14 protein-coding genes are annotated in these 13154 nt (G+C 69.0%); 3 read left to right on the top strand and 11 right to left on the bottom strand.

The features are described from left to right. Window positions 1–58: 58 nt before the first annotated feature. The 5 genes from ACFXKA_RS08570 to ACFXKA_RS08590 all read right to left on the bottom strand — a co-directional run bounded on the left by ACFXKA_RS08570 (window position 59) and on the right by ACFXKA_RS08590 (window position 4959). A complete protein-coding gene (locus tag ACFXKA_RS08570) occupies window positions 59–562 on the bottom strand; it encodes a DUF4231 domain-containing protein (RefSeq protein ID WP_379426671.1) in 504 nt (167 codons plus the stop codon). 101 nt (window positions 563–663) lie between these two features. Then, a complete protein-coding gene (locus ACFXKA_RS08575) occupies window positions 664–1386 on the bottom strand; it encodes a PaaI family thioesterase (protein WP_379426672.1) in 723 nt (240 codons plus the stop codon). A 205-nt stretch (window positions 1387–1591) separates the two neighbouring features. Beyond that, window positions 1592–2590: an adenylate/guanylate cyclase domain-containing protein gene (locus ACFXKA_RS08580; protein ID WP_379426673.1), complete on the bottom strand. Its 999-nt coding sequence runs from the start codon at window positions 2588–2590 to the stop codon at window positions 1592–1594. A 132-nt stretch (window positions 2591–2722) separates the two neighbouring features. Continuing rightward, window positions 2723–3307 carry a DUF305 domain-containing protein gene (locus tag ACFXKA_RS08585; RefSeq protein ID WP_379426913.1) on the bottom strand — a complete coding sequence of 195 codons (585 nt, stop codon included), beginning with the start codon at window positions 3305–3307 and terminating at the stop codon, window positions 2723–2725. Between the two features lie 74 nt (window positions 3308–3381). Further along, window positions 3382–4959, bottom strand: a complete 1578-nt coding sequence (locus ACFXKA_RS08590; protein ID WP_379426674.1) for an LVIVD repeat-containing protein — start codon at window positions 4957–4959, stop codon at window positions 3382–3384. A 269-nt stretch (window positions 4960–5228) separates the two neighbouring features. Between ACFXKA_RS08590 and ACFXKA_RS08595 the strand changes: the two genes are divergently transcribed. Then, a complete protein-coding gene (locus tag ACFXKA_RS08595) occupies window positions 5229–5852 on the top strand; it encodes a DUF4232 domain-containing protein (protein ID WP_379426675.1) in 624 nt (207 codons plus the stop codon). Window positions 5853–5939: 87 nt separating this feature from the next. Here ACFXKA_RS08595 and ACFXKA_RS08600 read toward each other — a convergent pair whose 3' ends face one another. After that, a complete protein-coding gene (locus ACFXKA_RS08600) occupies window positions 5940–6218 on the bottom strand; it encodes a winged helix-turn-helix transcriptional regulator (RefSeq protein WP_379426676.1) in 279 nt (92 codons plus the stop codon). Between the two features lie 131 nt (window positions 6219–6349). Between ACFXKA_RS08600 and ACFXKA_RS08605 the strand changes: the two genes are divergently transcribed. Further along, complete coding sequence (locus tag ACFXKA_RS08605) at window positions 6350–6922, top strand: carboxymuconolactone decarboxylase family protein (RefSeq protein ID WP_354831801.1); 573 nt, start codon at window positions 6350–6352, stop codon at window positions 6920–6922. 18 nt (window positions 6923–6940) lie between these two features. Here ACFXKA_RS08605 and ACFXKA_RS08610 read toward each other — a convergent pair whose 3' ends face one another. The 4 genes from ACFXKA_RS08610 to ACFXKA_RS08625 form a co-directional block, all read right to left on the bottom strand. Continuing rightward, window positions 6941–7873 (bottom strand): 3-methyladenine DNA glycosylase, encoded by a 933-nt coding sequence (locus tag ACFXKA_RS08610; RefSeq protein ID WP_379426914.1) that lies wholly within the window; start codon window positions 7871–7873, stop codon window positions 6941–6943. Next, complete coding sequence (locus tag ACFXKA_RS08615; protein ID WP_379426677.1) at window positions 7873–8937, bottom strand: hemolysin family protein; 1065 nt, start codon at window positions 8935–8937, stop codon at window positions 7873–7875. Before ACFXKA_RS08615 ends, ACFXKA_RS08610 begins: the two co-directional genes overlap by 1 nt. Continuing rightward, the gene (locus ACFXKA_RS08620; protein WP_354833089.1) at window positions 8930–10306 is read right to left on the bottom strand and encodes a hemolysin family protein; all 1377 of its coding nucleotides are present in this window, start codon (window positions 10304–10306) and stop codon (window positions 8930–8932) included. Before ACFXKA_RS08620 ends, ACFXKA_RS08615 begins: the two co-directional genes overlap by 8 nt. Before the next feature lie 347 nt (window positions 10307–10653). After that, a complete protein-coding gene (locus ACFXKA_RS08625) occupies window positions 10654–12090 on the bottom strand; it encodes a GuaB1 family IMP dehydrogenase-related protein (protein WP_379426678.1) in 1437 nt (478 codons plus the stop codon). Window positions 12091–12185: 95 nt separating this feature from the next. Here ACFXKA_RS08625 and ACFXKA_RS08630 point away from each other — a divergent pair, with 95 nt between their 5' ends. Further along, a complete protein-coding gene (locus ACFXKA_RS08630; RefSeq protein ID WP_354831809.1) occupies window positions 12186–12626 on the top strand; it encodes a nuclear transport factor 2 family protein in 441 nt (146 codons plus the stop codon). A gap of 8 nt (window positions 12627–12634) precedes the next feature. Here ACFXKA_RS08630 and ACFXKA_RS08635 read toward each other — a convergent pair whose 3' ends face one another. Next, on the bottom strand, window positions 12635–13015 hold the full coding sequence (locus ACFXKA_RS08635; RefSeq protein WP_379426679.1) for a hypothetical protein: 381 nt from the start codon (window positions 13013–13015) through the stop codon (window positions 12635–12637). Window positions 13016–13154: the final 139 nt, after the last annotated feature.

Raw genomic sequence — 13154 nt, forward strand, 5'->3', positions numbered from 1 at the left:
TCCGAAGGCCTGCGGACGAGGGCGATCCGGTGCCTCTCGTCCGCCGGCTGTCCGGCGATCAGGGCGCCGGCGTGGGTTCGTCGATGGTCTTGATGTAGTCGTCCACGTAGGTGGAGAGGATCTGCTCGACACTGAGCAGGAACCTGGTGGCGTTCGCGGCGGTGGGGCCGCCCGCGTAATCGCCCGCGCCGGCGACGAAGCGCCAGCCTTCGGAGAGCAGCAACTGCTGGGTGCGGCGGTTGGTCGCCACCCGCTGGTCGGCGTGGAAGATGGCGGCGCTGCCGGTGGCCACCACGGCCACCCCGCCGGCGCAGGCGGTGGCGGCGCGGATGAGGGAGCCCTCGAATCCGGCCAGGCCCGTCACCACGGCGCTGGCGACCATCGCGATGAACCGGAGAATCTGCCCCCAGCTGCGGAATCGGCCGGTGAGGCGGCCGGTGTCGGCGACCTCGCGGGCGTAGGTGCTGGTCCAGAAATCGTGGAACGCGGAGCCTACGACATTCCAGTCGATGACCGCTGCCATGGCGTCGGTTTGGGCCTGGGGCGACGAAGATCCTGCCACCCGGTCAGTGTGGCACGCGTACCGTTGCCGGGCTCAGCGGTTGCGGCGAGTCCGCCTCGCGGCCAACGGCATCGGCGGCGCGGCGCGCCCGGCGCGTCGGCTCAGCCCTGGCGCGGTTCGATCCAGAGCCCTTCGGACAGGGCGCACAGTTCGCCGTCGGCCGTCGAGAGCGCCACGCCGACCGTGTGTTTGCGGCCGTCACGCGTGACCACCCACGCGTGCGAAATGTAGTCGGCCCCGGCGTACATCGGTCGCAGCTGTTGTGAGGTCATGGCGGCGGTGAACGCGCCGCTGCCCATTCGCGAGAAGACGAACGCGGCGCGGCCGCCCGGGCAGTCGAGCGCCGACCAGACCACCTCGGGCGGGAGCTCTCCGGACTCGTCGGCGAGCCCGGCGTCGGGGGTCCAGGCGGCGGCCATCATCTGCGCACCGGGCAGCTCCGACGGGAACAGCAGCAGCCCGCGGCCCGGCTCGCAGGCCAGCCCGCAGCCGTAGCAGTCGGTGACCGTCCGGTCGCCCGACAGCCCCAGTTCGACAGCGGATTTCGCCGCCGCCCAGGAGGGCGCGGGCCGTGGATCGAGGGTGAGCGCCGCGGGCGCGGCCTCGACCAGCAGGGTGTCGTCGGTGGCGGTGAAGGCGACGTGGCCGTCGCCGGGGCGGGAGAGCAGGATCGGGGTGTCGACCGTGACGGCGCGCCGGAAGTCGACGCGCACGGTGTCCGCTCCGGATTGGGCGGCCAGCAGGCCCGCGAGGTAGCCACCGAACGCGATCTCCGGATAGCCGTGGATATGCGTCGGAACGGTGAGCGCCTCGGCCCGAGTCATGCTGACAGTCAACCCTTCCCGGCCGGTCGGCCGATCATTCCTTCGACCATACCCACAGCAGGCCGGGGCGCAGCCGGTGAAATTTCCCACTCTCGGCGAGAGCGATGACGAGGCCGGGCATCGGCTGGAACAACCGAGCTTCGGGCAGGGATCACCGGTGCCGTCCCAAGGTTGCCCGGGCCCGACCGGCGGCGGAGCGGTCGGGCTAGCGGCGCTTGCGCTCGCGGACCAGGTGGGAACGCAAGCGGGAGAAACCCTTGACCCGCACGCTGCGCAGACGGCGGATCGTCAGCTCATCGTCGCCGTCGAGTTCGGCCGCCGCGCCGTCGTCGACCAGGACCGTGCCCGGGCGGGCCACGCCGGTGAGCCGGGCGGCCACATTGACCACCGTGCCGTAGAGGTCGCCGAAACGGGTCAGGACCGGTCCGTAGGCCAGGCCCACCCGGAGCTCGGGCATCTCCGGAATCGTCTGGGCCGCACGGGTGATCGCCGTATTGAGGTCCAGCCCGATGCGGGCGCCGGCGCGGGCGTCCTCGGCGGCGAACATCACCTCGTCGCCGACATTCTTGATCACCCAGCCGCCGTGCGCGGTGATCACCTCGGTGGTCGCGGACTCGAAGGTCTCCAGCAGTTCGGTCAGCTCGTCGGGGTCGAGGTGGCGGGACAGGCGGGTGTAGCCGACCATATCGGCGAAGCCGACCAGCAGGTGGCGCGTGGCTCCGCCGGAGGCGAGCGAGCGAGTGAGCGCCGCGGCCATGTGCCGTTGCCAGGCGTAGTCCTGCAATTCGGCGAGGACCGCGATGGCCTGTTCGGTGGCCTCCCGGCCCGCCTCGGGCCGCCCGGCGCCCGCCGCGATCCGGCCGCCGATCTCGCGGGTGATCAGATCCGCCTGCCACTCGGCGAGCCGCGCCATCGCCTGACCCAGCGTGCGGGCGGCGGCGATCTGGTTCTGCTCGTTCGCGATCGAAGCCTGGTCCAGGCTGGTGAAGGCGCGAATCGCGGCGACATCGTTGTCGGTGAACGCCACCTCGTCGTCGCTGGCCGCGGCCGGAAAGCCCAGCGCCACCCAGAGCTTGCGGGCCCGGTCGGCGGGCACACCGGACAGCTTGGCCACCTGCGCGCGGGTGTACCGGCGTGGGCCGCCGAGCAACGACCGTTCGACCACCGCGTCGACCGCCTCGGTCAGGCCACCAGATTCGATCATGCCGCCAGTACAGCACATCGAATGACGCAGACACGGGCGTCCCGCGACAGCGTCCGATTCCGCCAGTCGAGCGATGGCGCCTCCAAAACCATTGCGGCCGTGGGCGACAGGCAACACCTCAGCCTCCGCACCTCAGAACAGGGGCTGGGCGTCGCGCTGCGCGAGCATGATCGTCATCAGCCCCGATTCCTGCGACTGGGCCGTGATCATGCCCCGCGCCGCCTCCTTCACCGGACCCGATGCGAGCAGCCGATCGGCCGTCTGCGCCATGGCCACGCCGCCGCGGTGGTGGCGCAGCATGAGCTGCAGGAACAGGACCTCGGCGGCCTGGCCGCGGGCGGCGGCGAGCGAGTCGAGTTCGGCCTGGGTGGCCATGCCGGGCATGGACGTGCCGTTCGTACTGGTCATGGTCGGCATCGAATGGTCGTGCGCGGCAGCCGCGTCCGCCGTCATCCACGCCATCGGATGGGTGGAGTCCGGCGAGGCATTGGCCAGGCGCAGCCAGCCGAGCATGGTGCCGATCTCCATGCGCTGGGCATCGGCGATCTGCTGGGCCAGCCGGCGAACCGTGGGATCCACCCCGGAATCCAAGCGCTGCACCATGATCAGCGCCTGCTCGTGATGGGCGGTCATGTCCTGGCTGAAGCCGATCTCGACCCGGCTGAGCACCGGTGGCGCGGAACGGCTCTCGGGAATCAGCAGTGGGCGCAGCAGCATCCCGGCCGCCAGCAGGGCGAGGGCGAGCAACGCCGGCGCCGCCGGCCGCCGGACCCGAGCGCCCGGGCGAGCCGTCACGATCCCACCACGGACTGCTGGTCGGCGGGCGGGGTGTACACGTCATCGGCGAGCTGCAACACCATGAAGCCGTTGTCATTACAGGTGGCCCACAGCTGGTTGCCGTGCCACTCCGGCGGGGAGAAGCACCAGTCGGTGGACAGGTCACCGAAGGCGACCATGCCGGACCGCGACGAGAGCGCCCTGTTCGGATCGAACTTGCCCTCCAGCACCGCCCGCGCCGCCGACGGGAACTCCATCACCGGGACGCCGATGAGCGAGGCCAGGGCGTGCGGGGAGTTCCACAGCTCCAGGTTCCGGCCCTTGCGGGCGGGCGGATTGAAGTACGCGATCTCCTTGGCGTGGAACGGATCCCGCACATCGAACACCCGGATGCCGGATTCCTCCCAGCCGCAGGCCAGCGCGGTCGGATTCGCGGGCCGATCGGCGGCGCAGTAGTGGGCGTCGTAGGAGAACACCGAGCCGCCCATGGCCGAGGCCAGCATCGAATCCTGATGCTCGGGCAGGTTGATCTCCAGCTTGATCTTGGCCGCGACCGTGGGGTTGGTCTCGTCGGAGATATCGATGAGCTTCACCCCGCCCGCGCCGCCCTCGTCCACGGTGAACAGGTACGGCTTGCCGTCATAGGTGACCGGAATACTGTGCTGCGTCGCCCAGCCATCGGTCCAGAACACCCGTCCCAGATGGTTGACCTGCGGGTTCGGATCCCGGCGCTGTACCGCGCTGATGTCCAGCACGGTGAAACCGGCCAGTGCGGACAGGTACATACGGTTGCCGTCCGGGCTGATCCCGAAGCCGTGCGCCTCGATGCCGGTGAGGCCCTGCCAGATCACGTGCGGATTCGCCGGGTCGGTCAGGTCGACCGCGCTGACGAAACCGGGCGCGATGCCCGAGGCCCAGTAGGTCCGGCCGTCCGGGGAGAACCCGCCCTCGTGGGTCGTGATCGGCAGCGGCATCAGCAGATTCGTGCCCGCACCGGTATTGAGCAGCCGCGGGTGGGCGCAGTCGGAGATGTCGTAGACCGACAGGAACCCGGCACCCTCGCCGACCGGAACGCCGGTGCCCACCAGCAGCTTTCGCTCGGCATTGATCTTGAGCGATTCCCATGTGCCGGCGAGCATGGCGGGCTCGGTGAGGGTCCCGGTCACCACCGGATTCGCCGGATCCGATACATCGAGCACCTGCACACCCTGCGCGGGCCCGAGAATATTGCCCGGGAACATCGACCCGGTGTAGGAGCAGTGGTCGTAGGTCGCCGAGGTGATCCCCGCGCCCCTGCCCACATAGCCGCCGACGAACGACAGATTGCACCGATACCCCAGCGTGCTGCGCCCGCTGTTGCGATCCTCGGCCGGAACATCGCCCTGCAGACCGGTTTCCGGCAGCGCGTCGTCCCCGCAGTCCGCCCGCGGCACCGATGTCCGTCCGACATCCAGGAACTGCTGCACCTGATTCGCGATGTCGGACTGCAGATCCGCCGTCGCACCCTGCATCGGCAGCAGGGCCGCCCCCAGCAGCGTCACCGCCAGCACCGCCGCCGGCTTGGACCGGCGCACGCCCGTGAACCGCATCATTGCGGTTACCCCCGTCTTCTTCCGAAATGTTCGTATCGTGACCGGTGGCACAGACAGCTATGCAATGTGGTCACCATTACGTCTCGAAACGCTAACGCATAAACGGACTGTCCGATAGGGCGAGTTACAAATAAGTGTCTGTGACACCATCGGTCAGTCGGGGGCCGATCCTCCCGGGGCAAGGCGAAATCCCTTGCTGCAGTGAGTAACAGACCCGGTCGGTCCGTCGATTGCGGAAACATCCGATGATCGAAGGGGATAGGTGACTCATGCGCACAACAGGATTCACGGCACTACTGGCGTGCGCCGTGCTGGCAGCCGCCACCGGCTGCTCGAGCTCCCCGTCCTCCACTCCGTCCCCCGCGCCGACCACCTCTGCGCTCACGACGGGCGGCACCCCGTCCGGTGGCAACCGGGGCGGCGGCCCGGCCACCGGCACTCCCGCCTCCACGACCGCGCAACCCACCGACACCCCCATCCCCGCCTGCGCCTCCGGTCAGGTCGACGTCACCGCGAAGAGCATGGGCGCCGCCATGAGCCACAACGGCACAACCCTCACCTTCGCCATCGCCAACCCGTCCCAGGCCTGCACCCTCACCGGCTACCCCGGCCTGGACGAAATCACCGACACCGGCACCGTCATCCACGCCGAACGCACCCCCAACGGCCACATCGGCGGCCTCCCCGCCGGTGCCGACACCCCACCCACCGTGGTGGTCAAATCCGGCCACCCCGCCCACGCCATCGCCGAGGGCACCTCGTGCGGTCCCTACAACAAACCCGACCCCAAAGTCGTCAAAACCGAAGTAACCGCCCCCAACTCAACCGACACCCGCGCGATAGACGCCACCATCTACACCTGCCCCCTCGAGATCCACCCAGTCACCGAGTAACGCGTTGGCTGCCGCTGTCCTCGCTCGGTGTTCACGATGATCGCGAACAGGGCGGTCGAGGTGCCGATGGTCGTGGTGCTCTGCGAGTCAGTCTGTGCTGGAATGGGTTTCGGCCCACGTGACGGCCCAGGCGTCGAGTGGGCCGAGTGCGCCGCGCAGTGCGGCGCCCAGTGGAGTCAGCGCGTACCCGTCGTCGTCCGCGTGCAGCACCCCGGCCTCCGTGAGTTCCCTCAGCCGTTGATACAGCACGCTGGACGACAGTCCCTCGCATCGAGCGAGCAGACCCCGCGCTCCGACCGGGCCGTCACGAAGTTCCCAGATGATACGCAGGGTCCACCGGCGTCCGAGCAGGTCGAGGGCCGCCATCAGTGGACGTCCCGTCGATGAACCGCGTACCGGTTTTCCGGGCCGTGGGACTCCCATCGCACTCCTTGTGTTTCGGATATCGAAACACTAGCATCCGGAGTGTTTCTATTTCCGAAACATGGGAGTTGGGGATGTCCAGGATCGAACCTCTCGAGCCGCCGTACGCCGAGGAGACCGGCTCACTGCTGGCCCGAATGATGCCCGGCGACGCGGCCCCGATCGGTCTGTTCCGGCTCTTCGCCAAGAACCTGCCCATGGCCACCGCAATGCATGGCTGGGGAGGCTATGAACTGAGCAAGGGGCTGTCACTGAGGCTGCGCGAACGCGAGATCGTCATCGACCGGACCACCGCCCGCTGCGGTTGTGAATACGAGTGGGGTGTACACCTCGCGGTCTTCGCCGGGCGTGCCGGGCTCACCACGGAACAGCAGATCTCGCTCACTCACGGCGAGCCCGACGATCCTTGCTGGACAGTGGAATCCGAACGCCTGCTGATCCGCGCGGTCGACTCGTTGCACGACGAGGGCGATATCGATGACGGCCTGTGGGGCGCACTGGCGAAGGAGTTCGACGAGCGGCAGTTGCTGGATCTGGTCCTCCTGTGCGGCTGGTACCACGCGATCAGCTTCGTCGCGCGGGTGACCAGATTGCCGAACGAGCCCGGTACGCCGAACTTCGCCGATCCGACGGCGACCGCGGAATAGACCCACCGCCCCTGCGCTTTACGGCGCGGGCGTGATCACCCCGGTCCGCAGCGCTCGGCAGGCGTCGAGCAGGCGGGTGCGGAGGACTTCCGCTCGGGTGGCGATGTCGGCTTGGGCGCGGACGTATTCGGCTCGGCCGGTGGGGGTTTCGATGCGGATGGGGTTGTAGCCGTAGGAGAGGAGGTCGTAGGGGCTGGCCTTCATGTCGAGTTCGCGGGCGGCGCAGGCCAACTCGAAGGCGTCGAAGAGGAGGTCGGAGGAGATCAGGGGGGTGAGTTTGAAGCCCCACTTGTAGATGTCCATGTTGGCGTGGAGGCAGCCGGGTTGTTCGCGGTCTATTTGCAGGTCGCGGGTGAGAGGTTCGGCGTTGCGGGGGGCCGCTTCGGGGGTGAAGAAGCGGAAGGCGTCGAAGTGGGTGCAGCGCAGCTGCATGGAGTCGACCACGGCGTCGGTGCCTTCGGGGCCCAGGCGGAGGGGAACCTGCTGGTGACGGACGTCGTCGGTGCGGTAGACCATGGCCCACTCGTGCAGGCCGAAGCAGGAGAGCTGGGCGGGGCGGGCGGCGGTGGCCGAGAGGAGGCGGGCGACGAATTCGAGGGTGTCGCGGCGCTTTTCGAGGAAGGCCGGGTCCGCGGTCCAGCCGGAGGTCGGAGCGCCGCCGGGATGGGTGGCCGAGATCTGGTGGTAGCCACGGGAACCCGCGTAGTCGTCGGCCTCGGCGAGCACAACACCGAAGCCCGGATGCCACTTTCGGAGCTGGGCGGGTTTGTGGCCGTAGTACGTGAACAGGAAATCGATCACCGGGTGTTTCGAACCGGTCGCCCGGCGCTCGAGATACGGGCCGACCAGGGCGTCGACGCGCTCGCGGTGGGCGGCCGCCCGGCCCCGCCAAGCGGGGCCGGACAGCCATTCGGGTCCGGGTGACACGGTGGAATCGGTGCGCGCGTTCATCATTCGGCGAGACGGTGGGTGGCGTCGCGGACCGTGCCGACGAACTCCTCCACCAGATCTTCCAGGGCCACGATGCCGACCGTATTGCCGCGGCTGTCGACCACGCGGCCCAGATGGGAGTTGGTGCGGCGCAGGCGGGCCAGCGCCTCGAACAGGGTGGTGCCCATGCTGACGGTGGGCAGCGGGCGGATATCGGTGCGGGGGATGGGGGTGCCCGGCCCCGCGCTGTCATCGGCGGTCAGATCGAGCACGTCCTTGACGTGCAGGTAGCCGACCAGGGAACCGTCGTCCGCGCGCACCGGGTACCGGGAGAATCCCGTTTCGGCGACGGCGGATTCGATATCGCCCAGCGTGGTCCCGTCCCCGCGCAGCGGCACCGAGCGGGTCTGGGTCAGCGCCACCATCACATCGGCGACGATTCGGTCGCTCGAGCCCAGCGCCTGGGTGAGGCGGCGATGCTCCTCCTCGTCCAGCAGACCCTCCGAACGGGATTCGCCGAACATCTCGGCCAGCTCCACCGACGACACCGTGGAATCCAGCTCGTCCTTCCGCTCGATGCGCAGGGCGCGCAGGGTGATATTGGCCGCGAAGTTGTAGATCGCGATCAACGGCTTCGCCAGCCGCAGCCACATCAGATGCACCGGAACCAGCAGCAGCGCCGACCGTTCCGGTCCCGCGAGCGCGATGTTCTTCGGAATCATCTCGCCCAGCAGAATGTGCAGGATCACCACGATGGTCAGCGCCAGCGCGAACGAGATCGGATGCAACAGCGAATCCGGCACGCCCACCAGATCGAACGGCTTCTCGAGCAGATGCGCCACCGCCGGCTCACCCACGCGACCCAGCAGGATCGAGCAGATGGTGATGCCCAGCTGCGCGGCCGCCAGCATCATCGACAGGTTCTGACCCGCCTCGATCACCGTGTTGGCGCTCCGCTTGCCCTGCGCGGCAAGCGCTTCCAGCCGGTCGCGGCGCGCGGAGATGAGCGCGAACTCCGCGCCCACGAAGAACGCGTTGCCCAGCAGCAGCACCAGCGTGAGCAGGACGGCGTACAGGTCACCCATGGCTGTGCTCCCAGGTCGCGAGGGCCTCGGCGTCGACCGGCCGGATCAGGACGCGGTCGATGCGCCGGCCGTCCATCCGCTCCACCCGGGCGATCCAGCCGCCCTTGGTGTGCGGGTGCTCCAGCTGATGGTTGCCGGGGTGCGGCAGCAGCACCTCGTCGCCGGTCTCGGGGATCCGGCCCAGCCGGGTCAGCACCAGGCCGCCGATGGTCTCGTACTCACCCTCGGGCGCGTCGTAACCGGTCGTGCGGGAGACCTCGTCGATGCGCAGCAGGCCCGAGCAGTTCCAGCCGTTCGGGGTGCGGCGCACATCGAGTTCCTCCTCGTCGTGCTCGTCGCGCACGTCGCCGAGGATCTCCTCGATCAGGTCCTCCATGGTGACGATGCCGGCGGTGCCGCCGTACTCGTCGACCACCAGCGCCACCTGCATGCCGTCCCGGCGCACCCGCTCGAGCACCTCGTCACCATCGAGGCTGGCCGGCACGATCGGCACCGGCTGGGCGATCGTCTTCAGCTTGATGCTGCGCCGATCCTTGGCCGGATGCACGAAGGTCTGCTTCACGTGCACGAAGCCCAGGGTGTTGTCCAGGTCGCCGTCGATGACCGGGAACCGGGAGTAACCGGTCTCGCGGGCGGCGTCGACCAGATCGGCGAGAGTGCAATCCCGATCGAGGGATTCGATCGTCATCCGCGGCGTCATCAGCTCCTCCGCGGTGCGCTCACCGAACTGCAGCGAGCGATCCACCACCTGCGCGGTGCGCTGATCCAGCACCCCGTGCAGCGCGGAAGTCCGCACCAGCGAACCCAATTCCTGCGGCGAGCGCGCCGAACGGAGTTCCTCCGCGGGCTCGACGCCCAGCCGGCGCACCGCCCAGTTGGCGGCCCCGTTCAGGAAATTGATCATCCACTTGAACACGGTGGAGAACGCGATCATCGGCCCGGCGGTCAGCCGTGCCATGGACAGCGGGTTGGCGATGGCGATGTTCTTGGGCACCAGCTCGCCATAGATCATGGACAGCGAGGTCGCGATGAGCAGTGCCAGCGCCAGCGAAATGCCCTGCGCGGTACCGGCGCTCACCCCGAACGAGCGGAACATCGGCTCCAGCAGCCGGGCCAGCACGGGCTCGGCGATATAACCGGTGATCAGCGTCGTGATGGTGATGCCCAGCTGGGCGCCCGACAACTGGAACGAGAGTGTGCGATGCGCCTGCCGCACCTGCCGGGCCCGGCGGTCGCCGTCGCGGGCGTGCGCCTCCACGGTGGAGCGTTCCAGAGCGGTGAGTGAGAACTCGGCGGCGACGAACAGTGCCGTGCCGGCGGTCAGAGCGATGAATCCGAGCAGACTGAGAACGGTGAGCAGGACCGACACGGTCAGCACCACCTGGCCGTTTCCGAAGCCGGTATTGCGGGGAAGCCGGGTTCGTCACCCGGCTCGGTAGAGGAGCCCTCCTGTGAAGCGCCCTTGGACGCGGGTGACAACTTGTTCCTTTCGCAGGGGTTGCAGGCGGAGATACGCCACGGATACCCATTTCTTGGGTCCGGTCAGGCTATGTTACCGGGCGGCCTCCATGGTTTCCGCACAGCGGTGCCGTATCACATCCGGCGGCGGCCCCGCATCGCCGCAGGACCGGCAGGGCCGGGCCCCGCACACGCGAAACCCGGCGGATCCGAGAGGGACCCGCCGGGTTCGGGATGTGCAGTACTAACCGGTGGTGATCACCAACCGGAGGGCAGCGGCCGGCCCTCGGCGAAGCCGGCGGCCGACTGCACGCCGAGTACGGCGCGCTCGTGGAACTCGCCGATGGTGCGGGCGCCGGCGTAGGTGCAGGAGCTGCGCACACCGGAGGTGATGTGGTCGATCAGGTCCTCCACGCCCGGGCGCTCGGGATCCAGGCGCATGCGTGAGGAGGAGATGCCCTCCTCGAACAGCGCCTTGCGGGCCCGGTCGAACGCCGAGTCGGTGGCGGTGCGGGCGGCCACGGCACGCTTGGAGGCCATGCCGAAGGACTCCTTGTACCGGTTGCCGTCGCGGTCGACGCGCAGGTCGCCGGGCGACTCGTAGGTGCCCGCGAACCAGGAGCCGATCATCACGTTGGCGGCGCCGGCCGCGAGGGCCAGGGCCACGTCGCGCGGGTGGCGCACGCCGCCGTCGGCCCACACGTGCTTGCCGAATTCCTGGGCGGCCGCGGCACATTCGGCCACCGCCGAGAACTGCGGGCGGCCCACGCCGGTCATCATGCGGGTGGTGCACATGGCGCCGGGGCCCACACCGACCTTGATGATGTCCGCGCCGGCCGCGATCAGATCGCGGGTGCCGTCGGCGGAGACCACATTGCCCGCGACCAGCGGCACGCCCAGGCCCAGCGCGGCCACCGAGGCCAGCGCCTCCAGCATCTTCTGCTGGTGGCCGTGCGCGGTGTCCATGACCAGGACGTCGGCGCCCGCGTCGACCAGGGCCTTGGCCTTGGCCGGGATGTCGCCGTTGATGCCGACGGCGGCCGCGATGCGCAGCCGGCCATTGGCGTCGATGGCCGGGGTGTAGATGCCGGTGCGGATGGCGCCGGTCCGGGTCATCACGCCCGCGAGGGTGCCGTCGGCATGGACCAGCACGGCCAGGTGGGCGTGCTTGGCCTCGAGCAGATCGAAGATGTCGCGCGGCGAGGAGTCGGCCGGGGCACTGACGAAATTGGCGTCTGCGACCACGCTCAGGCGGGCGAAGCGGTCCACGTCGGCGCAGGCGGCCTCGGTGACCACACCGACCGGCTTGCCGTTCTCGACCACCACGACCGCACCGTGGGCGCGCTTGTGGATGAGGGCCAGCGCGTCGGACACCGACTGGTCGGGATCGAGCACCACGGGGGTGTCGGCGGTGAGCGAGCGGCTCTTGACGAAGGCGATGGTGGCGGCGGCCGCGGGGATCGGAAGATCCTGCGGCAGTACCACGATGCCGCCCCGGCGGGCGACGGTCTCGGCCATGCGGCGGCCGGCGACGGCTGTCATATTGGCGACCACGAGCGGAATGGTCGTGCCGCTCCCATCGGTGGTGGAGAGATCGACATCGAACCGGGACGCCACATCCGTCCGGCGGGGGACGAGGAAGACGTCGTCGTAGGTCAGGTCGTAGGGCGGAGTCTGCCCGGGAAGAAACTGCACGTTGGACCATGGTAGCTGAATGCTGGGAGTTCGCGGTGCGATCGGGCGCGGAAAATGCCAGGCGGGTGCCAGCGGGGTCTCCTATGTTGGCGTCCGTGACCGATCTTGCGGCGCTCGCCGATCGACTGGATGTCAGCGACACCATCACCAAACTCTTCGTCTACTGCGACCAGGCCCGCTGGGCCGACCTGCGCGAGTCGGTGCTCGCGGAGGAGGTGTTCTTCGACAACGGCTTCGGCGGACCCGTCGGCCCGCAGCCCGGCGCCGACATCGCCGATGCCTGGGCCACCGGCCTGGGCGCACTGGACGCCGTCCACCACCAGGCCGGCAATCACCTCGTCGAGATCACCGGCGACACCGCGCTGGCCCACGCCGACGCCATCGCCGTGCACGTGAAGAACGACGCCACCGGCGGCACCACCCGCTGGTTCGTCGGCAGCTATGTCCTCGGCCTGCGGCGGACCGAAAAGGGCTGGCGCATCGACCGTTTCGAATACCAGCTGAAGACCATCGACGGCAATGCCGACCTGCTCTGAGCGGTAGCTCAGGACGCGGGAATGAACAGCGCCTCGAAGGGCGGTTCGCCCACCGCGACGGTCGTGTGACCGCGTCCCTCGGTGTCGGCGGCCAGCACCAGATCACCCGGTGCGAACCGCCGGCGCTCACCATCGGAGGTGGTCACCTCGATCACGCCGCGCAGCATGACCACCCACTGCCGGGCCGGGGCCGGATGCGGCGCACTGTCGAAGCCCGCGCTGCGCAGGTAGGACACACCCGCGATCGAGGGCAGGCCGCCGACGGCCATGGTGGGCACTCCGATCGCCAGAGTTCGCTCAGCCAAAGGGATTTCGGCGTCGGTGAACGTCGAACCGCCCTGGTTCGTGGCTTCGATGACGGTGTAGCGCAGGTTCTTTCGCTCGCTCATGGCCCACATGTTCACCGCCCGGCTGCGAGTTCGCGATTCCCCGCAGGGAATGACACGGAGGCTGTCCGCTGTCCGTGCCGAGCCATCAAAGTTCCATTTGCTGCAAGATTGCTACAGCCACTTTTGGGCTCGGAGTTAT

This window comes from Nocardia sp. NPDC059228 (assembly GCF_042754245.1).
Lineage (GTDB): Bacteria > Actinomycetota > Actinomycetes > Mycobacteriales > Mycobacteriaceae > Nocardia.

What these genes read in the sequence shown, in the direction of transcription:
- ACFXKA_RS08575 (WP_379426672.1), bottom strand. Translation starts at nt 1,386, where the DNA reads ATGACTCGGGCCGAGGCGCTCACCGTTCCGACGCATATCCACGGCTAT.
- ACFXKA_RS08580 (WP_379426673.1), bottom strand. Translation starts at nt 2,590, where the DNA reads ATGATCGAATCTGGTGGCCTGACCGAGGCGGTCGACGCGGTGGTCGAA.
- ACFXKA_RS08585 (WP_379426913.1), bottom strand. Translation starts at nt 3,307, where the DNA reads ATGCTGCTGCGCCCACTGCTGATTCCCGAGAGCCGTTCCGCGCCACCG.
- ACFXKA_RS08590 (WP_379426674.1), bottom strand. Translation starts at nt 4,959, where the DNA reads ATGATGCGGTTCACGGGCGTGCGCCGGTCCAAGCCGGCGGCGGTGCTG.
- ACFXKA_RS08595 (WP_379426675.1), top strand. Translation starts at nt 5,229, where the DNA reads ATGCGCACAACAGGATTCACGGCACTACTGGCGTGCGCCGTGCTGGCA.
- ACFXKA_RS08600 (WP_379426676.1), bottom strand. Translation starts at nt 6,218, where the DNA reads ATGGCGGCCCTCGACCTGCTCGGACGCCGGTGGACCCTGCGTATCATC.
- ACFXKA_RS08605 (WP_354831801.1), top strand. Translation starts at nt 6,350, where the DNA reads ATGTCCAGGATCGAACCTCTCGAGCCGCCGTACGCCGAGGAGACCGGC.
- ACFXKA_RS08610 (WP_379426914.1), bottom strand. Translation starts at nt 7,873, where the DNA reads ATGAACGCGCGCACCGATTCCACCGTGTCACCCGGACCCGAATGGCTG.
- ACFXKA_RS08615 (WP_379426677.1), bottom strand. Translation starts at nt 8,937, where the DNA reads ATGGGTGACCTGTACGCCGTCCTGCTCACGCTGGTGCTGCTGCTGGGC.
- ACFXKA_RS08635 (WP_379426679.1), bottom strand. Translation starts at nt 13,015, where the DNA reads ATGAGCGAGCGAAAGAACCTGCGCTACACCGTCATCGAAGCCACGAAC.